This is a genomic window from Nonomuraea sp. NPDC050394 (genome assembly GCF_044459065.1).
Taxonomy (GTDB): domain Bacteria; phylum Actinomycetota; class Actinomycetes; order Streptosporangiales; family Streptosporangiaceae; genus Nonomuraea.
The window spans coordinates 178,151-195,736 of sequence record NZ_JBITIO010000001.1 but is presented as its reverse complement, the minus strand read 5'-3'; the positions used below and the strand labels follow the sequence as shown (position 1 = coordinate 195,736).

Here is a 17,586-nt window from a genome sequence, read left to right as displayed (position 1 = left end):
GGTCGTCGCCCAGGACGGGGGCAGCGTGGCATGGGTGCGCGTCAGCCGTACCGCCAGATGGGTGCGGGGACGAAGACCCCGAGGGGTGGTCAGAGGGTGCGGACGCGGCGGGTGGCGGCTGCTCTTGTGGCGAGTTCGGCGGGCGCCGGGTAGGTGACCTCCTCCAGGCACAGCCCGTGGGCGGGCGCCACGTGCACCCCCGAATCCCGTACGGCTGCCGCCAGCACCTCCCCCGGCCACTCCACCGGCCGGCGCCCGTCCCCGGCCGCCATCAACGACCCGACCAGCGCCCGGACCATGGAATGGCAGAACGCGTCCGCGACCACGGTGGCGACCAGCAGCCCCCGCCCGTCCCGGACCCACTCAAGCCGCTGCAGCTCCCGAATCGTCGTAGCGCCCTCGCGCTTCTTGCAGAATGCCGCGAAGTCATGCTCACCCAGCAACCGCACGGCCGCGGCGTTCATGGCTTCGACGTCCAGCGGCCGGGCATGCCAGACCACCTCCCGCCGCACCAACGGGTCCACCCCACCCGGTGCGTCGCACACCCGGTACGCATACCGCCGGGACAGAGCCGAGAATCGCGCGTCAAAGCCCTCAGGAGCCACCGAGACGCGAAATATCCGTACATCTGGCGCCAGGACCCCCGCCAACCTCCGCACAAGCGCAGCAAGCCTCTCAGCCCGTCCCGCGGGCGCGCCGCCCCGCGGATCCAGCTGCCCCAGCGACTCCTCATCCAGGTCGACGTGCGCCACCTGCCCCCGGGCGTGCACCCCGGCATCCGTCCGCCCGGCGACCGTCAGCGAGGCCGGCTCCGGCAGCCGCAGGATCCGTGTCAGCGCTTCCTCGATCTCGCCCTGCACCGTACGCCGCCCCGGCTGACGCGCCCATCCGGAGAAGTCGGTGCCGTCGTAACCGAGGTCGAGGCGGAGCCGTACCACGATGTCATCCTCCTGAATGCGCAACGGGCCCGCACCCCCGCAAAAGGGGTCCGGGCCCGTTGACGGCCTGAAAGATCAGGCCTCGTCCTTCTTCGCCTCGGTCTCCGTGGCGGGAGCCTCGTCGGCGGCGGCCGCGGGGGCCTCGGCCTCGGTGGTCTCAGCCTCGGTGGTCTCCTCAGCGACCTCCTCGACGACCTCGGCGGCGGCCGCGGGAGCGGCGGCAGCCTCGGCGGCCGGGGTGGTGCGCGAGACGGTGACCGGGTTCAGCTGCTCGGTGACCAGCTCGATGACCGCCATGGGCGCGTTGTCGCCCTTACGGTTACCGATCTTGGTGATCCGGGTGTAGCCACCGGGACGCTCCGCGAAAGTCACGGCGATCTCGGTGAACAGGTGGTGGACGACGCCCTTGTCCTTGACGACGGTCAGCACCTGGCGACGGTTGTGAATGTCGCCCTTCTTGGCCTTGGTGATCAGGCGCTCCGCCAGCGGGCGGACGCGCTTGGCCTTGGTCACGGTGGTGGTGAGACGGCCGTAGCGGAACAGATCGGTGGCGAGGTTCGCCAGGATCAGCCGCTCGTGAGCCGGGCTGCCGCCAAGACGTGCACCCTTGGTGGGCTTGGGCATTACGTTCTCCTTGAGAATGAACCCGCCCCGGCCGTGTTAGGTACCGGAGTCGAGCCGCCAGGCCCCTGCGAACAGGGGCCCGCGATAAACCAGATGCGATCCCGGGCCTCGCGGCCCGGGGGTCCTGCTTAGTACTGCTCGGTCTCGACGTACGCGGAGTCGTCGTCGTCGTAGCCGCCGCCGGCCACCGCGCTCGGGTCGAACCCGGGCGGGGAGTCCTTGAGAGCAAGCGTCATCTCGTGGAGCTTCTGCTTGACCTCTTCGATGGACTTGGCGCCGAAATTCCTTATATCGAGCAAGTCCTGCTCGCTGCGGGCGACTAGCTCGCCCACAGTGTGGATGCCCTCGCGCTTGAGGCAGTTGTAGGAACGAACCGTGAGGTTCAGCTCCTCGATCGGCAGCGCGAGGTCGGCGGCCAGGGCCGCGTCGGTCGGCGACGGGCCGATGTCGATGCCCTCGGCCTCGACGTTCAGCTCGCGGGCCAGGCCGAACAGCTCGACCAGCGTCTTGCCCGCGGAGGCCACGGCGTCGCGCGGCTTCATGGCGGCCTTGGTCTCGACGTCCAGGATCAGACGGTCGAAGTCGGTACGCTGCTCGACTCGGGTCGCCTCGACCTTGTAGGTGACCTTGAGGACCGGCGAGTAGATCGAGTCGATCGGAATGCGGCCGATCTCCTGGCCGGGCTGCTTGTTCTGCGCGGCGGAGACGTAGCCGCGACCGCGCTCGACGGTCAGCTCCATCTCCAGCTTCGCCTTGCCGTTGAGGGTGGCGATGCGCAGTTCGGGGTTGTGCACCTCGACACCGGCCGGGGGCGCGATGTCGGCGGCGGTGACCTCACCCGGGCCCTGCTTGCGCAGGTACATGACGACCGGCTCGTCGTGCTCGGAGGAGACGACCAGCTCCTTGAGGTTCAGGATGATGTCGGTGACATCCTCCTTGACCCCCGGCACGGTCGAGAACTCGTGGAGCACGCCCTCGATGCGGATGCTGGTGACGGCCGCGCCCGGAATGGACGACAGCAGCGTACGCCGCACCGCGTTGCCGATGGTGTAGCCGAAGCCCGGCTCCAGCGGCTCGATGACGAATCGGGACCTGGTCTCGTCGAGCGACTCTTCGAGAAGAGTCGGACGCTGAGCGATCAGCATGTGGGATCTCCCCTTGTAGTGCGGCGACCGCTATATGACGCCGCTCTCCATAACAGCTTAAGTGGAGTACGGCGGGCCGTACTCCACTTAGAGACGAGTGACTACTTGGAGTAGTACTCGACGATCAGCTGCTCCTGGACCTGGGTGTCAATCTGACCGCGGACGGGCAGCTGGTGAACCAGGACGCGGAGCTTCTCCGGCACGACGCCGAGCCACGGCGGAACGGTGCGCTCGCCGGCGGTGGCGCGGGCCACCTCGTACGGCATCAGGTTGCGCTTGTTCTCGCGGACCTCGACGATGTCGTGCTCGCGAACGCGGTACGACGGAATGTCGACCTTCTTGCCGTTCACCAGGATGTGGCCGTGGCGCACCTGCTGGCGGGCGGCGTCACGCGACTGGGCGAACCCGGCGCGGAAGACGACGTTGTCGAGACGGCTCTCCAGAATCTGGAGAAGCACCTCACCGGACTTGCCGGTCTTGGCGCTGGCTTCCTCGTAGTAGTTGCGGAACTGCTTCTCGAGGACGCCGTAGATGCGGCGGGTCTTCTGCTTCTCACGAAGCTGGAGCTGGTACTCAGACTCCTTCGGACGACCGCGACCGTGCTCACCCGGCGGGTAAGGACGGATCTCGATGGGGCACTTGGCGGATTCGCACTTGCTGCCCTTGAGGAAGAGCTTGGTCTTCTCCCGACGGCAGAGCTTGCAGTCCGCGCCCGTGTAACGAGCCATTTCTCAATATCTCCTGGGTGTCAGACGCGGCGGCGCTTCGGCGGACGGCAGCCGTTGTGCGGAACCGGGGTCACGTCCTGGATGGAGCCGACCTCGAGCCCGGTCGCCTGCAGCGAACGGATCGCGGTCTCACGGCCGGAGCCGGGGCCCTTCACGAAGACGTCGACCTTGCGCATGCCGTGCTCCATGGCGCGGCGGGCGGCGTTCTCGGCGGCCATCTGGGCGGCGAACGGGGTGGACTTACGGGAGCCCTTGAAACCCACGTGGCCGGCGCTGGCCCAGGAGATCACGTTCCCGTTGGGGTCGGTGATCGAGACGATCGTGTTGTTGAACGTGCTCTTGATGTGGGCGTGCCCGTGAGCGACGTTCTTCTTTTCCTTGCGGCGCACCTTCTTCGGTGCGCCCTGACGGCTCTTAGGAGGCATTGTTAGCCATTACTCCTGAGGTCTTCGGTCCGCGGCTGCGCGAACTACTTCTTACCGGGCTTCTTCTTACCGGCGACGGTCTTCTTCTTGCCCTTACGGGTGCGCGCGTTGGTCTGCGTGCGCTGGCCGTGGACGGGAAGACCCTTGCGGTGACGGATGCCCTGGTAGCAACCGATCTCGATCTTGCGACGGATGTCGGCCTGGACCTCGCGGCGCAGGTCACCCTCGATCTTGTAGTTCGACTCGATGTAGTCACGCATCGGGACGAGCTCAGCGTCGGAGAGCTGGTGCACGCGAAGGTCGCCGTTGACGCCGGTGGCCTTGAGAATCTCAAGGGCCCGGGTGCGGCCGATTCCGAAAATGTAGGTGAGAGCGATCTCCAGCCGCTTTTCGCGGGGGAGATCGACGCCAACCAGGCGAGCCATGGTCGGGCATTCTCCTTCTCTGTGGCGGAGGTCTTGCGCTCCACTGCCCCTCCCCATGCCCGGGGTGAGGGCCTCGGCCTCCGACCGAGGGTGTCCCACTGATGTGGGTGTGGCACGCGATTACTTCAGGCTGCTCATGCGTCGAGCCCGCCACCCCTTGACGGGTGTCGGACTCGGAGAAGCCTTACCGCGACTAGCCCTGACGCTGCTTGTGGCGCAGGTTGTCGCAGATCACCATGACGCGACCGTGCCGGCGAATCACCTTGCACTTGTCGCAGATCTTCTTGACGCTCGGCTTAACCTTCATTGTCCTTCGTATCCTCAGACGTGTTTCCTCGCGGGCCGAAACCCGCGCCTAACGCCGGAACATCCCCCGCGGAGCGGCGGCTTCCGTCGTTACTTGTATCGGTAGACGATCCGCCCACGACTGAGGTCGTAGGGGCTCAGTTCAACGACTACCCGGTCGTCAGGCAGGATTCGGATGTAGTGCATCCGCATCCGGCCGCTGATGTGGGCCAGGACCTTATGGCCGTTGTCGAGCTGCACCCGGAACATGGCGTTCGGGAGCGACTCAACCACAGTGCCCTCGATCTCGATGGCGCCGTCTTTCTTGGCCAAAATCCCTCGCGTTTCACTGATCGGTCGTCTGAGGTTTCGGTTCACTGCAGCCGCGACATCACGCTTCGAAGAGAGCGGCGACCGGCAAGGATCGCCGACGCGTGACAGTCAAAGTGAGCCGACTAAGGAGTGTACGACACCTGAGCTAAAAACGCGAAACGCGTGCCAGGTGTCCTGACACAACCATGCGCCAGTTTAGCGCAAGTCCGCGCTCGCGTACGCCGCTCGGAAGCGCGCGTGCACGATCACGTTGTCACTGTAGGTACGCCGGATCCGGTCGAAGCTGCCTCCACAGGTCACCAGCCGCAGCCAGCGCGTGTCCGTCGGCCCGTAGACCTCCTCCGCGGGGAAGCGGTCCTTGGGCGCGCGCGACAGCCGTTCCACGACGAACACCGCCACGCTCGTGTCGGCGCGCACCACGCCCACCACGTCTCCCGCCCGCAGCTCGGCCAGCCGGGCGAAGACCGCCGGTCCCCGCCTGGTGTCGAGATGCCCCGCGATCACCGCCGAGCCACGCTCCCCCGGCGTCACGCCACCGCCGTACCATCCGGCCACATTCCCGTGGTCCAGAGGTGGCACCGCCAGCGCTCCGTCGCCACCCACCCCGAGCACCACCAGCGGCGCGCTCACATGAAGGCGCGGGATCAGCACCCGCGTGGGCTCGGCCCGGCCCGGCTCTCCCGCGAGCGGCCGCGGCCACCCCTTCCCCTGTACGGCAGGCGGCCCGCCGGCCACCTCCCCGGGCATGGCGGGCGGCGCCGTACAGGAGGAAAGGCCCAGAACGAGCCCCACAGCGACGATCACGTGCCCGCCCGGCGCCGACGACCGCCGACACGCGGCGCCAGGCGGGCACGAGTCTCTAGGGCGCGGCGTCACGCGAGCCGCGCCACCGCCTCCAGGCGGCCAGCGCACCGCCCCCGGCCACCAGCACGAGGACGCCCAGCGCACCCGCCAGCCACGGCGCCCGCCCCTCGTCCCCGGCAAGCTCAGAACCCGCGACCTCAGAAGCCGCAACCTCAGAAGCCGCAAGCTCAGAACCCGCAACCTCAGAACCCGCAACCTCAGAACCCGCAACCTCAGAGTCGGCGAGCCCAGAGTCGGCGAGCCCGGAACCGCCGCCAAGGGCCAGCCCGCCTCCTCCGGTATCCGGCCCGCGCCGTGGATGGCCACGCACGGTGAGGTAGGTCCTGACCAGCCGATCGGAGCATCGAGCGGTCACCTCGTGCACCGAGCTGACCGCCCCGACCTGCACCTCCACGCTCCCCACCCACCCGCCGGGACTCCCGCCGCGCGCCAGCCGGACGTGCCGCCCCGCGAACGCCATCGACGAGGCGACGACCTGGTCCGTGGCACCGCACTCGTGCACATGCACGGTCACCCGCTCGCCAGGCCCGGCGCTGGTGGGCGAAACACTCACCCCGGGCTCCGAAGACGAAGCCCCCGTAGTGGAGAACGCGGTCACCAGCACCCCGAGCAGGACACGTCTCAATCTGTCCCCCTAAAGCGCCGGTTCGCTGGTCAAAGATCATCTACCCCTCTTGATCGCCGCCAACTGGCACCAGCGGTAAAGAGTGCGTCTTTCACTCCGGATATAGGGCAAAGCCCGCCCGTGACCAGGTCACGGACGGGCTCTGTGCGGGAATCGCCTAGTAGATGCGGTGCTTCGAGCCGCAGTAGTGGTTCGGCTTCTTGCCCCAGCAGGTGTAGGTGTACATCTTCTTGATGCCCTTGCCCTTCCAGCTGTCGCCGCCCGAGCCGTTCCAGTGGCGGTAGAACTTGTGCCAGCTGCCGCCCTTGTAGTACTCGAACCAGACGTAGCCGTACTTCTTGTCGCCGCCGAACTTCTCCTTGCCGGACCAGATCGTGTGAACGTATCCGCCGGACTTGTAGGTGCGGCCCTTCGCGTAGGCCTTGCCACCGTTGCTGGAGAAGTACGGCCCCCAGAAGCCGGCCGAGCTCGACGTGTCGGCGCTCGCCTGGGCGGCGGGGGCGAGGGCGAGGCCGCTGGCGACGGATCCGGCGATCGCTGCTGCTACGAGGAACTTACGCATCTGTCTTCCTCCGGGAGTTGGGCCGGCTGTTGCCGACACCGCTCACGTTAGGAAGCAGAACCCGCCCGATCTGCGCAGGAATGCACACATACCACTTTTACGTACGGCGCGGCCCGCTACCGAAGACCGTGCTCAGCAGAAGGATCACACCCCACGGCCCCATCACCCACAGCGGCCACGGATAGATGAAGTCGCCCGAGGTCACGCTGATGATCAGCCAGATCACCCAGTTGATGCCGCTGGCCGCCGCCCACGCGCCCCAGGCGCCGCGCATCCCGGGGTGCATTCCCTGCTTGGGCGCGGGCACCCCCGATCCGACCGCCTTCGCGGGCCGTGCCCGCAGGTCCACGTCGGGCAGGTCGGCGGTCAGCCTGGCCAACTCGCCGTAGGTCTTGCTCTGGTACAGCTGCTCAAGCCGATCATTGAACTCGTCCATGGTGATGCGGCCCTGTGCCGTGTGTTCACGCAGGACTGCGGCCACCCGGTCGCGATCGACGTCGGACGCCCTCATCTCGGGGCTTTGCGCCATCACCCTCAACTCCCGGCCCGCTAGTTCAGCTGTGCTAGTCGCTCTTTGCCCCCATCGAGGGCGGTTAGCACCCAAGGACCATTATGTGTCACCGCGACGCTGTGCTCGAAGTGCGCGGATGGCTTGCCGTCCATCGTCACGACGGTCCACTCGTCGGCCAGCACCCGCGTACGCGCCCCGCCCAGGTTCACCATGGGCTCGATCGCCAGGCACATGCCCTCTTCCAGAACCGGCCCGCGACCCGGTTTGCCGTGGTTGGCGATCCACGGGTCCATGTGCATCTCGGTGCCGATGCCGTGCCCGCCGTACTCCTGGGGGATGCCGTAGCGGCCCTGGGACTTGACGTACTTCTCCACCTGGAAACCGATGTTGGACAGGTTCGCGCCCACCTTGAGTGCCGCGATTCCCCGCCACATCGACTCCTCCGTCACCCGCATGAGCTCGACCAGTTCGGGTGCCACCTCGCCCACCGCGACGGTCACCGCCGAGTCGCCGTGCCAGCCGTCCAGGATCGCGCCGCAGTCGATCGAGATGATGTCGCCCTCGCGCAACTGGCGGGCATTGGTCGGGATCCCGTGGACCACCTCGTCGTTGACCGAGGCACAGATCGTCGCGGGAAAGCCCTGATAGCCCTTGAACGACGGAACGGCGCCCTCCTCGCGGATCGCCTTCTCCGCGATCACATCGAGGTCCAGCGGCGTCATGCCGGGCCGCACCGAGCGCTTCAGCAGATCGAGCGTACGCCCGACGACCAGACCGGCCGCCCGCATCTTCTCGAGCTGCTCGGGCGACTTGATCTGAATTCCATGCCGGTTCTTCTTGAACACGTGTGGCACCCCCCAGGGTGTTTCAACGGGCGGACGCGGGAGGTCAATTCCCCCACAATAGCCGCGAGGTGGCACGGAATCCCGCGCCACCTCGCATACCTAGCTCGCTATCCCATGAAAGGGCGAATCGCCTCCATGGCCCGCTGCGTGACCTCTTCCACCGGCCCAGTGGCGTCGACGCCCACGAGAAGGTCGTCCTTGGCATAGAACGAGACCAGCGGCGCCGTCTGCTCCTGGTAGACCTCCAGGCGGTGCCTGACGGTCTCCTCCTTGTCGTCGTCGCGCTGGAAGAGCTTGCCTCCGCACGCGTCGCAGACGTCGTCCTTCTTGTCGTCGAACTCGACGTGCCAGATGCGCCCGCACTGACTGCAGGTACGCCGGCCGGCCAGCCGGCGCACCACCTCCTCGTCGTCGACCACGAGCTCCAGCACGAGGTCGAGACCCTGCTCCCAGTCCTTCAGCATGTCGCGCAGCACCTCGGCCTGCGACACGTTGCGAGGGAAGCCGTCGAGCAGGAAACCGTCCTGCGCGTCGTCCTCACGGAGCCGGTCGCGGACCATGGCGATCGTGACCTCGTCGGGCACGAGGTCGCCGCGGTCCATGTACGTCTTGGCGAGCGTGCCGAGCTCCGTGCCGCCCGAGACGTTGGCACGGAAAATGTCACCTGTCGAGATCTTCGGGATGGACAGGTTTGATGCGATGTACTGGGCCTGTGTCCCCTTACCCGCTCCGGGGGGCCCGACCAGAACCAGCCTCACTAGCGCAGGAAACCTTCGTAGTTACGCTGCTGGAGCTGGCTTTCGATCTGCTTCACCGTGTCCAGGCCGACACCAACCATGATGAGAATGCTCGTCCCTCCGAACGGGAAGTTCTGGCTCGCGCCGGCGATGGCCAGGGCGACGATCGGGACCATGGCGATCAGACCCAGATACAGCGAGCCGGGCGCGGTCAGCCGGGTGAGCACGAAGTTCAGGTATTCGGCCGTGGGCCGTCCCGGGCGGATACCCGGAATGAACCCACCGTACTTCTTCATGTTGTCGGCGATCTCAACGGGGTTGAAGGTGATCGACACGTAGAAGTAGGTGAAGAACACGATCAGCAGGAAGAACGTGATCATGTAGATCGGGGTGTCGCCCGTCACGAAGTTCTGTGAGATCCACTGCACGACCGCGTTCGGGCTCTCCGCGTTGGCGAACAACGAGGTGAGCAGCTGCGGCAGATAGAGCAGGGACGAGGCGAAGATGACCGGGATGATGCCCGCCTGGTTCACCTTCAGCGGGATGTAGGTGGAAGTGCCACCGTACATCCGGCGCCCGACCATCCGCTTGGCGTACTGCACGGGGATGCGGCGCTGAGCCTGCTCGACGAAGACGACCGCGGCGATCATGAAGATGCCGACCACCAGAACGGCGGCGAAGGTGAACTTGTTCGCCTGGAAGATGTTGGCCAGCTCGGACGGGAAGACCGCAACGACCTGCGTGAAGATGAGGATCGACATACCATTGCCGACACCGCGGTCGGTGATGAGCTCACCGAGCCACATGATCACCGAGGTGCCCGCCGTCATGATGATGACCATCGTGACGATCCCGAAGATGTTGTCCGGGTCGAGCAGGATCTCCTGCTGGCACTGCGGGAACAGCTGGCCGGTACGGGCCAGCGCGATGAAGGCGGTCGACTGGAGAATGCCGAGGCCGATGGTCAGATAACGCGTGTACTGCGTGATCTTCGTCTGCCCGGCCTGCCCCTCCTTCTTCAGGGCTTCTAGTCGGGGAATCACGACGACGAGCAGCTGCAGAATGATGCTCGCGGTGATGTACGGCATGATGCCCAGCGCGAAAACCGACAACTTCAGAAGGGCGCCGCCGCTGAACAGCTGCACCATTCCATAGATGTTGCCGGCGGAACTGTCTCGTGCTTGTTCGAGACAGGTCGCGAGATTCTGGACGTGAACGCCCGGAGTCGGAAGAACCGAGCCGAGTCGGAACAGCGCGATGATGCCCAGAGTGAAGAGCAACTTCTTGCGCAGGTCCGGCGTCCGGAACGCCCGGGTAAACGCGGTCAGCACGGTCCCTCCTGCGCGCCATGGTGGCGGTGTGAGTATGCGATGGTGCGGGGATCTGCCATTTGAAGTGTCAAGTCAATTCGAGCCGGACAGATGCCTGCCGTCTCGCGAACTCTAACGCACTACGGGCGTGAGGGCCCATGGTCAGGGCCCCCACGCCTCGTCATAGCGGTCTTACAGCTCGGTAACGGACCCACCAGCAGCGGTGATCTTCTCCTTCGCGGAACCCGAGAAGGCGTGAGCCTGCACGTTCACCGCGACGGAGATCTCACCGGTGCCGAGGACCTTCACCGGCTGGTTCTTGCGGACGGCGCCCTTGGCGACCAGCGTCTCGACGGTGACCTCGCCACCGTCGGGGAACAGCTCGCCGAGCTTGTCCAGGTTGACAACCTGGTACGTCGTCTTGAACAGCGCGTTGGAGAAGCCCTTCAGCTTCGGCAGACGGCGCTGCAGCGGCACCTGGCCACCCTCGAAACCGAGGGGAACCGTCGTGCGGGCCCGCGAGCCCTTGGTGCCGCGACCCGCGGTCTTGCCCTTGGACGCCTCGCCGCGGCCCTTGCGGACCTTCGACTTGTTGGATCCAGGAGCCGGACGCAGGTCGTGAATCTTGAGCGGAGCCTTGTCAGTCATGACTAGTCGACCTCTTCCACCACGACGAGGTGCGTCACCACGGAGACCATCCCACGGATCTCGGGACGGTCCTCCTTGACGACGACGTCGCCGATTCGCTTCAGGCCAAGCGAACGCAGCGAGTCACGCTGGTTCTGCTTGCCACCGATCTTCGAGCGAACCTGAGTGATCTTCAGGCGTGCCATGACTAGCTCACCGCCTTAGCCGCCGCGGCAGCCTCGGCAATACCCTCGGCGCGCGCCTTGAGCATCGCCTTGGGAGCGACGTCCTCGATCGGCAGGCCACGACGGGCCGCGATCGCCTCGGGAGTCGAAAGACCCCGCAGCGCCGCGACCGTGGCGTGCACGATGTTGATCGGGTTGTCCGAGCCGAGCGACTTGGACAGCACGTCGTGGATGCCCGCGCACTCCAGGACCGCGCGCACCGGGCCACCGGCGATGACGCCGGTACCGGCCGAGGCCGGACGCAGGAAGACGACGCCTGCCGCCTCCTCGCCCTGCACGGTGTGCGGAATGGTGCCCTGGATGCGAGGTACGCGGAAGAAGTGCTTCTTCGCCTCTTCGACACCCTTGGCGATGGCCGCGGGAACTTCCTTGGCCTTGCCATAGCCGACGCCGACCAGGCCGTTGCCGTCACCGACGACTACCAGGGCGGTGAAGCTGAAGCGACGACCACCCTTCACGACCTTGGCCACTCGGTTGATCTTCACTACGCGCTCGATGTACGAAACGCCCTTGTCGGCGGCGCCACCGCGGCGGTCGTCGCGACGGTCCCGCCGCTCGCCACCGGTGCCGCCACCGCGACGCGGAGCTGCAGCCATCAGTGGTTCCTCTTCTCAGCTGTTGCCATCAGTTGCGATCCTCGGTTCCTCATCAGAACTCGAGCCCGCCTTCACGGGCGCTGTCCGCCAGAGCGGCGATACGGCCCGCGTAGCGGTTACCACCACGGTCGAACACGACAGCGGTGATACCGGCATCCTTGGCCCGCTGAGCGAGGAGCTCGCCGACCTTCTTGGCCTTCGCGGTCTTGTCGCCCTCGGCCGAACGCAGCGTGGCGTCCATGGTCGAGGCGCTGACCAGCGTGTGACCCTTGGAGTCGTCCACGATCTGGACGAACAGGTGCCGGGTCGAGCGGTTGACGACGAGGCGCGGACGCTCCGCCGTACCGACGACCTTCTTGCGGACGCGGCCGTGTCGGCGGGCCCGCGAGACGGTGCGGGCAGCCGTGTGCTTGCTGTACGCAGTCTTGCCAGCCATGCCTACTTACCAGCCTTTCCGACCTTGCGGCGGATCTGCTCGCCTTGGTACCGCACACCCTTGCCCTTGTACGGGTCGGGCTTGCGCAGCTTGCGGATGTTCGCGGCGACCTCGCCGACCTTCTGCTTGTCGATGCCGTCCACGTGGAACAGCGTCGGCTTCTCGACGCGGAAGGAGACACCCTCGGGAGCGTCAACGATCACCGGGTGGCTGAAGCCGAGAGCGAACTCCAGCTGCGACGGGCCCTTGGCCTGAACGCGGTAACCAACACCGACGATCTCAAGGCTCTTGGAGTAGCCCTGAGTGACACCCTGCACCATGTTGGCGATGAGCGTGCGAGACAGGCCGTGCAGCGCACGGACCTTGTTCTCGTCGTTGGGACGGGAGACCGAGATGGTCCCGTCTTCGGCGCGAGCCACCGAAATGGGCTCGGCCACCGTGTGAGAAAGCGTGCCCTTCGGGCCCTTGACCTGGACGTCCTGGCCGGTGATCGTGATGTCTACGCCACTGGGCACAGGGATGGGCAGCCGTCCGATTCGCGACATGCTGTGTTCCTCCCCTCTACCAGACGTAGGCGAGGACTTCGCCGCCCACGCCACGCTTGCCGGCCTGCTTGTCGGTCATGAGCCCGCCAGACGTCGAGATGATCGCGACGCCCAGCCCGCCCAGAACTCGAGGCAGGTTGTCCTTCTTCGCATATACACGCAGCCCGGGCTTGGAAACCCGGCGCAGCCCCGCGAGCGAACGCTCACGGCTCGGCCCGAACTTGAGCTCCACCACGAGGTTCTTTCCGACCTTGGCGTCCTCAACGGTCCAGGCCTGGATGTAACCCTCCTGCTGGAGGATCTCGGCGATGTGCGCCTTGATCTTGGAATACGGCATGGTCACGCTGTCGTGATATGCCGAATTCGCATTGCGCAGACGCGTCAACATGTCTGCGATCGGGTCGGTCATCGTCATGGCCAACGGCCTTCCTCGCCGCGGTTTCCAGTCGGTGAAGTCGCATCTGATGGTCGAGTCCGCCTCGGCTCGCACCTCGGGGTGGGCGAATGCCCTCCCTCGGTGCCCGCTTCGGCTACCTCTCCGCGCTCTACCGGTGGACCTTCGGCGTGGTCACGGGCGCTCCGACGGAGCACCCAGTTTGGATATATCTGGAAAGTACGGCCGGCGCACTCCAGGGACGGCCGGAGAACGGCCGCCCCTTAGAGTACCTACCAGCTGGACTTGGTGATGCCGGGCAGCTCGCCCCGGTGCGCCATCTCGCGGAAGCAGACACGGCACAGGCCGAACTTCCTGTAGACGGCGCGGGGACGGCCACAGCGAGAGCAACGGGTGTATGCCCGGACCTCGAACTTCTGCTTACGCCCCGCCTTGGCGATCAGCGACTTCTTCGCCATCGTTTAGGCCTCCTTGAAAGGGAAGCCGAGGAGCTTCAGCAGCGCCCGGCCCTCGTCGTCGTTCTTCGCGGTGGTCACGACCGTGATGTCCATGCCCCGCGGCCGGTCGACCTTGTCCTGGTCGACCTCGTGGAACATGACCTGCTCGGTCAGACCGAAGGTGTAGTTGCCGTTGCCGTCGAACTGCTTCGGCGACAGACCGCGGAAGTCACGGATACGGGGCAGCGCCAGCGACAGCAGCCTGTCGAGGAACTCCCACATCCGGTCGCCGCGAAGGGTCACGTGCGCGCCGATCGGCATGCCCTCACGCAGCTTGAACTGCGCGATGGACTTGCGGGCGCGGACGACGGCCGGCTTCTGGCCGGTGATCACCGTGAGGTCGCGGACAGCGCCCTCGATCAGCTTGGAGTCGCGAGCGGCCTCGCCGACACCCATGTTGACCTTGATCTTGGTCAGACCGGGCACCAGCATGACGTTCTCGAAGCCGAACTCCTCACGAAGCTTCGCGATGATCTCCTCGCGGTACTTCGTCTTGAGGCGCGGCGTCGGACGCTCGGTCTCGGTGGTCGTGGCAGTCATCAGCTGTCCTCACCCTCCGAAGCGTCGGCCTTCTTCTCGTCGGCCTTCTTCTCCGCGGGCTTGTCGTCCTTGAGCTTCTTCACGTTGCTCACGTGGATGGGGGCCTCCATGGTCTGCACGCCGCCCTGCTTGGCGCCACGCGGACCCTGGTTGGTCTCCTTCGAGTGCTTCTTGATCAGGTTGACGCCCTCGACCACCACACGGTCCTCGTGCGGGAGGGAGGCGATCACCCGGCCCTTGGCACCCTTGTCCTTGCCGGCGATGACCTGAACCAGGTCACCCTTCTTCACGTGCAGGAACTTCGGCATTACAACACCTCCGGAGCGAGCGAGATGATGCGCATGAACTTCTTGTCGCGCAGCTCGCGGCCGACCGGGCCGAAGATACGAGTGCCACGAGGGTCACCGCTGTCCTTGATGATGACGGCGGCGTTCTCGTCGAAGCGGATGTAGGAGCCGTCAGGCCGGCGGCGCTCCTTGACCGTGCGGACGACGACGGCCTTGACCACGTCACCCTTCTTGACGCCCGTGCTGCCGGGGAGGGCGTCCTTAACCGTGGCGACGATCACGTCGCCGATACCCGCGTAGCGTCGACCCGAGCCACCGAGAACGCGGATGCAGAGAATCTCCTTGGCACCCGTGTTGTCGGCGACCTTGAGTCGCGACTCCTGCTGGATCACTGTTACTCCTGTTAGTCGCGCCGGTTCTCAGCGAGCTGAGCCTGGCGGAACCTGTCGTTGTCTTGTTCCCCCGGCCACAGCCCCTCTCAGGGAGAGAGGCCGCACCGCAGGCGACGCGGCAGCCGTACGACGGCCACGTCCTTGGACGCCGTCATGGGGGCTGTCGAGACAGCCCCCACGAGGCGCGCATATATCCGAGCAGGCCCTACTTCGCCTTCTCGAGGATCTCCACCACGCGCCACCGCTTGGTAGCGGAGAGCGGGCGGGTCTCCATGAGCAGCACGCGGTCGCCGACGCCACAGGCGTTGGCCTCGTCGTGTGCCTTGTACTTGGTCGTACGGCGGATGACCTTGCCGTACAGACGGTGCTTGACGCGGTCCTCGACAGCGACGACGACGGTCTTGTCCATCTTGTCGCTGACGACCAGGCCCTCGCGGACCTTGCGGAAGGTCCGCTGCGTCGTCTCAGTGGTCTCGGTCTCAGCCATCGCTCGACTCCTTCTCAACCACCGTGACGATGCCGAGCTCGCGCTCGCGCATCACGGTGTAGATGCGGGCGATCTCGCGGCGAACGGCGCGCAGCCGCCCGTGGCTCTCCAACTGACCGGTCGCTGACTGGAAGCGGAGGTTGAACAGCTCCTCCTTGGCTTCCTTGAGCTTCTGGACCAGGGTGTCCTGGTCCTCCACCCGCAGCTCGCCGGCGGTCAGGCTCTTGGCCATCACGCCTCACCCACTTCACGCTTGACGATCTTGCACTTCATCGGCAGCTTGTGGATCGCGCGCTTGAGCGCCTCACGAGCCACAGGCTCCGCGACACCCGACAGCTCGAACATCACGCGTCCGGGCTTGACGTTGGCGATCCACCACTCCGGCGAACCCTTACCGGAACCCATGCGGGTCTCGGCGGGCTTCTTGGTGAGGGGACGGTCGGGGTAGATGTTGATCCACACCTTGCCACCACGCTTGATGTGGCGGGTCATCGCGATACGCGCGGACTCGATCTGGCGGTTGGTCACGTAAGAGTGCTCAATCGCCTGAATGCCGAACTCGCCGAACGTGACCCTGGTGCCACCCTTGGCGGCGCCACTGCGGTCGGGCCGGTGCTGCTTGCGGTGCTTGACCCTGCGCGGGATCAGCATGGTCAGCTCCCTTCAGCACCCGGCTGCGCAGCCGGGCCGGTCTCGGGGGCAGCCTGTGCGGCCGCCTCGGTGCGGGGGGCGCGGTCGCCACGGCCACCGCCACCGCCGCCGCGGCGAGCGCCACCGGCGCCACCACCACGACGCGGACGGTCGCCGCCGCCACCACCACGACGGTCGTCGCGCTCACGACGCTGGCCGGCACGAGCACCGGCGGCAGCCGCCTCACGCTCGGCGCGGCTGGTCGGAGCCTCGCCCTTGTAGATCCAGACCTTCACGCCGATACGGCCGAAGGTCGTGCGGGCCTCGTAGAAGCCGTAGTCGATGTCCGCGCGAAGGGTGTGCAGCGGCACGCGGCCCTCGCGGTAGAACTCCGACCGGGACATCTCGGCGCCGCCCAGACGACCGGAGCACTGGACACGGATGCCCTTGGCGCCGGACTTCATGGCCGACTGCATCGCCTTGCGCATGGCGCGGCGGAACGAGACACGGCTGGACAGCTGCTCGGCGACGGCCTGAGCCACCAGCTGAGCGTCGATCTCCGGGTTCTTGACCTCGAGAATGTTGAGCTGAACCTGCTTCTTGGTCAGCTTCTCCAGGTCGCCACGGATCCGGTCGGCCTCGGCGCCGCGGCGGCCGATGACGATGCCGGGACGCGCGGTGTGGATGTCCACCTGTACGCGGTCCGTCGTGCGCTCGATCTCGACCTTGGAGATGCCGGCCCGCTCCATGCCCTTCTGCAGCATGCGGCGGATCGACACGTCCTCGGCGACGTATGACTTGTACAGCTTGTCGGCGTACCACCGGCTCTTGAAGTCGGTCGTGATGCCGAGGCGGAACCCGTGCGGGTTAACCTTCTGGCCCACTATCGGGTCCTTCCCTTCGGCTCGCGGGATTCCACGATCACGGTGATGTGGCTCGTCCGCTTGTTGATCCGATAGGCGCGACCCTGGGCACGCGGACGGAACCGCTTCAGCGTCGGGCCCTCGTCGACCCACGCACGGCTCACGACGAGCGATTCGGGGTCGAGCTTGAAGTTGTGCTCCGCGTTCGCCATCGCGCTCGAGAGCACCTTGTAGATCGGCTCGCTCGCCGCCTGGGGAGCGAACTGCAGCACGGCCTGCGCCTCCGAAGCGGGCAGCCCGCGAATAAGGTCCACCACACGGCGGGCCTTGAGGGGCGTGACACGGACGAACCGCGCCTGAGCCCTGGCTTCCATCGCTTACTCCTCTTACTTCTGAAGGCTGTTTATCGCCGGCTGCGGCGGTCTTCCTTGACGTGGCTGCGGAACGTCCGCGTAGGCGCGAACTCGCCGAGCTTGTGGCCGATCATCGACTCGGTGACGAACACCGGGACGTGCTTGCGGCCGTCGTGCACGGCGATCGTGTGACCGAGCATGTCGGGCACGATCATCGACCGGCGCGACCACGTCTTGATGACGTTCTTGGAACCCTTTTCGTTCTGGACTTCGACCTTCTTCTGAAGGTGGTCGTCCACGAAGGGGCCCTTCTTAAGGCTACGTGGCATTGTGGCTG

31 protein-coding genes are annotated in these 17,586 nt (G+C 66.2%); all 31 read right to left on the bottom strand.

Annotated features, from left to right (window positions below):
* Positions 1-89 precede the first annotated feature (89 nt).
* The 31 genes from truA to rpsS all read right to left on the bottom strand — a co-directional run bounded on the left by truA (position 90) and on the right by rpsS (position 17,578).
* Positions 90-938, bottom strand: a complete 849-nt coding sequence (truA, locus tag ACIBKY_RS01135; protein ID WP_397095422.1) for a tRNA pseudouridine(38-40) synthase TruA — start codon at positions 936-938, stop codon at positions 90-92.
* A gap of 75 nt (positions 939-1,013) precedes the next feature.
* The gene (rplQ, locus tag ACIBKY_RS01130) at positions 1,014-1,562 is read right to left on the bottom strand and encodes a 50S ribosomal protein L17 (RefSeq protein WP_397093443.1); all 549 of its coding nucleotides are present in this window, start codon (positions 1,560-1,562) and stop codon (positions 1,014-1,016) included.
* Between the two features lie 128 nt (positions 1,563-1,690).
* Complete coding sequence (locus ACIBKY_RS01125; RefSeq protein WP_184958053.1) at positions 1,691-2,707, bottom strand: DNA-directed RNA polymerase subunit alpha; 1,017 nt, start codon at positions 2,705-2,707, stop codon at positions 1,691-1,693.
* Between the two features lie 101 nt (positions 2,708-2,808).
* Positions 2,809-3,435: a 30S ribosomal protein S4 gene (rpsD, locus tag ACIBKY_RS01120; RefSeq protein ID WP_379614507.1), complete on the bottom strand. Its 627-nt coding sequence runs from the start codon at positions 3,433-3,435 to the stop codon at positions 2,809-2,811.
* Between the two features lie 20 nt (positions 3,436-3,455).
* Positions 3,456-3,860 carry a 30S ribosomal protein S11 gene (gene rpsK / locus ACIBKY_RS01115; protein ID WP_020542285.1) on the bottom strand — a complete coding sequence of 135 codons (405 nt, stop codon included), beginning with the start codon at positions 3,858-3,860 and terminating at the stop codon, positions 3,456-3,458.
* Positions 3,861-3,904: 44 nt separating this feature from the next.
* Positions 3,905-4,285 (bottom strand): 30S ribosomal protein S13, encoded by a 381-nt coding sequence (gene rpsM / locus ACIBKY_RS01110; protein WP_397093441.1) that lies wholly within the window; start codon positions 4,283-4,285, stop codon positions 3,905-3,907.
* A 193-nt stretch (positions 4,286-4,478) separates the two neighbouring features.
* Positions 4,479-4,592 carry a 50S ribosomal protein L36 gene (gene rpmJ / locus ACIBKY_RS01105; RefSeq protein WP_003956441.1) on the bottom strand — a complete coding sequence of 38 codons (114 nt, stop codon included), beginning with the start codon at positions 4,590-4,592 and terminating at the stop codon, positions 4,479-4,481.
* 89 nt (positions 4,593-4,681) lie between these two features.
* The gene (infA, locus tag ACIBKY_RS01100; protein ID WP_012887858.1) at positions 4,682-4,903 is read right to left on the bottom strand and encodes a translation initiation factor IF-1; all 222 of its coding nucleotides are present in this window, start codon (positions 4,901-4,903) and stop codon (positions 4,682-4,684) included.
* A gap of 195 nt (positions 4,904-5,098) precedes the next feature.
* A complete protein-coding gene (locus ACIBKY_RS01095; RefSeq protein ID WP_397093440.1) occupies positions 5,099-5,707 on the bottom strand; it encodes a class F sortase in 609 nt (202 codons plus the stop codon).
* A gap of 55 nt (positions 5,708-5,762) precedes the next feature.
* A complete protein-coding gene (locus ACIBKY_RS01090; RefSeq protein ID WP_397093439.1) occupies positions 5,763-6,320 on the bottom strand; it encodes a hypothetical protein in 558 nt (185 codons plus the stop codon).
* Positions 6,321-6,549: 229 nt separating this feature from the next.
* On the bottom strand, positions 6,550-6,954 hold the full coding sequence (locus ACIBKY_RS01085; RefSeq protein WP_397093438.1) for a hypothetical protein: 405 nt from the start codon (positions 6,952-6,954) through the stop codon (positions 6,550-6,552).
* 97 nt (positions 6,955-7,051) lie between these two features.
* Entirely contained in the window at positions 7,052-7,465 is a 414-nt protein-coding gene (locus tag ACIBKY_RS01080; RefSeq protein ID WP_397093436.1) for a DUF1707 domain-containing protein, read from the bottom strand.
* A gap of 38 nt (positions 7,466-7,503) precedes the next feature.
* Positions 7,504-8,310, bottom strand: a complete 807-nt coding sequence (map, locus tag ACIBKY_RS01075; protein WP_397093435.1) for a type I methionyl aminopeptidase — start codon at positions 8,308-8,310, stop codon at positions 7,504-7,506.
* Positions 8,311-8,417: 107 nt separating this feature from the next.
* The gene (locus tag ACIBKY_RS01070; protein ID WP_379614521.1) at positions 8,418-9,068 is read right to left on the bottom strand and encodes an adenylate kinase; all 651 of its coding nucleotides are present in this window, start codon (positions 9,066-9,068) and stop codon (positions 8,418-8,420) included.
* Positions 9,068-10,378, bottom strand: coding sequence for a preprotein translocase subunit SecY (gene secY, locus ACIBKY_RS01065; protein WP_184958060.1), 1,311 nt, complete (start codon positions 10,376-10,378; stop codon positions 9,068-9,070). The genes ACIBKY_RS01070 and secY overlap by 1 nt, the downstream gene beginning before the upstream one ends.
* 171 nt (positions 10,379-10,549) lie before the next feature.
* Entirely contained in the window at positions 10,550-11,005 is a 456-nt protein-coding gene (gene rplO, locus ACIBKY_RS01060) for a 50S ribosomal protein L15 (RefSeq protein ID WP_184958061.1), read from the bottom strand.
* 2 nt (positions 11,006-11,007) lie between these two features.
* On the bottom strand, positions 11,008-11,190 hold the full coding sequence (gene rpmD, locus ACIBKY_RS01055) for a 50S ribosomal protein L30 (protein WP_049572666.1): 183 nt from the start codon (positions 11,188-11,190) through the stop codon (positions 11,008-11,010).
* Between the two features lie 2 nt (positions 11,191-11,192).
* A complete protein-coding gene (gene rpsE / locus ACIBKY_RS01050) occupies positions 11,193-11,825 on the bottom strand; it encodes a 30S ribosomal protein S5 (protein WP_379614526.1) in 633 nt (210 codons plus the stop codon).
* Positions 11,826-11,877: 52 nt separating this feature from the next.
* Positions 11,878-12,261 (bottom strand): 50S ribosomal protein L18, encoded by a 384-nt coding sequence (rplR, locus tag ACIBKY_RS01045; RefSeq protein WP_184958063.1) that lies wholly within the window; start codon positions 12,259-12,261, stop codon positions 11,878-11,880.
* A 2-nt stretch (positions 12,262-12,263) separates the two neighbouring features.
* A complete protein-coding gene (gene rplF, locus ACIBKY_RS01040) occupies positions 12,264-12,806 on the bottom strand; it encodes a 50S ribosomal protein L6 (RefSeq protein ID WP_397093434.1) in 543 nt (180 codons plus the stop codon).
* 16 nt (positions 12,807-12,822) lie between these two features.
* Positions 12,823-13,221 (bottom strand): 30S ribosomal protein S8, encoded by a 399-nt coding sequence (gene rpsH, locus ACIBKY_RS01035; protein WP_184958065.1) that lies wholly within the window; start codon positions 13,219-13,221, stop codon positions 12,823-12,825.
* A gap of 251 nt (positions 13,222-13,472) precedes the next feature.
* Entirely contained in the window at positions 13,473-13,658 is a 186-nt protein-coding gene (locus ACIBKY_RS01030; protein ID WP_020542298.1) for a type Z 30S ribosomal protein S14, read from the bottom strand.
* Between the two features lie 3 nt (positions 13,659-13,661).
* Complete coding sequence (gene rplE / locus ACIBKY_RS01025) at positions 13,662-14,237, bottom strand: 50S ribosomal protein L5 (RefSeq protein WP_184958066.1); 576 nt, start codon at positions 14,235-14,237, stop codon at positions 13,662-13,664.
* A complete protein-coding gene (gene rplX, locus ACIBKY_RS01020) occupies positions 14,237-14,533 on the bottom strand; it encodes a 50S ribosomal protein L24 (protein WP_379614716.1) in 297 nt (98 codons plus the stop codon). The genes rplE and rplX overlap by 1 nt, the downstream gene beginning before the upstream one ends.
* 11 nt (positions 14,534-14,544) lie before the next feature.
* On the bottom strand, positions 14,545-14,916 hold the full coding sequence (gene rplN / locus ACIBKY_RS01015) for a 50S ribosomal protein L14 (RefSeq protein ID WP_043623452.1): 372 nt from the start codon (positions 14,914-14,916) through the stop codon (positions 14,545-14,547).
* Between the two features lie 205 nt (positions 14,917-15,121).
* Complete coding sequence (gene rpsQ / locus ACIBKY_RS01010) at positions 15,122-15,403, bottom strand: 30S ribosomal protein S17 (protein WP_184958068.1); 282 nt, start codon at positions 15,401-15,403, stop codon at positions 15,122-15,124.
* On the bottom strand, positions 15,396-15,635 hold the full coding sequence (rpmC, locus tag ACIBKY_RS01005; protein ID WP_184958069.1) for a 50S ribosomal protein L29: 240 nt from the start codon (positions 15,633-15,635) through the stop codon (positions 15,396-15,398). Before rpmC ends, rpsQ begins: the two co-directional genes overlap by 8 nt.
* Positions 15,635-16,054: a 50S ribosomal protein L16 gene (rplP, locus tag ACIBKY_RS01000; protein ID WP_184958070.1), complete on the bottom strand. Its 420-nt coding sequence runs from the start codon at positions 16,052-16,054 to the stop codon at positions 15,635-15,637. The genes rpmC and rplP overlap by 1 nt, the downstream gene beginning before the upstream one ends.
* 2 nt (positions 16,055-16,056) lie before the next feature.
* Positions 16,057-16,917, bottom strand: a complete 861-nt coding sequence (rpsC, locus tag ACIBKY_RS00995; protein ID WP_397093431.1) for a 30S ribosomal protein S3 — start codon at positions 16,915-16,917, stop codon at positions 16,057-16,059.
* Complete coding sequence (gene rplV / locus ACIBKY_RS00990; protein ID WP_379614534.1) at positions 16,917-17,270, bottom strand: 50S ribosomal protein L22; 354 nt, start codon at positions 17,268-17,270, stop codon at positions 16,917-16,919. Before rplV ends, rpsC begins: the two co-directional genes overlap by 1 nt.
* 29 nt (positions 17,271-17,299) lie before the next feature.
* Positions 17,300-17,578, bottom strand: a complete 279-nt coding sequence (gene rpsS / locus ACIBKY_RS00985) for a 30S ribosomal protein S19 (RefSeq protein WP_184958073.1) — start codon at positions 17,576-17,578, stop codon at positions 17,300-17,302.
* Positions 17,579-17,586: the final 8 nt, after the last annotated feature.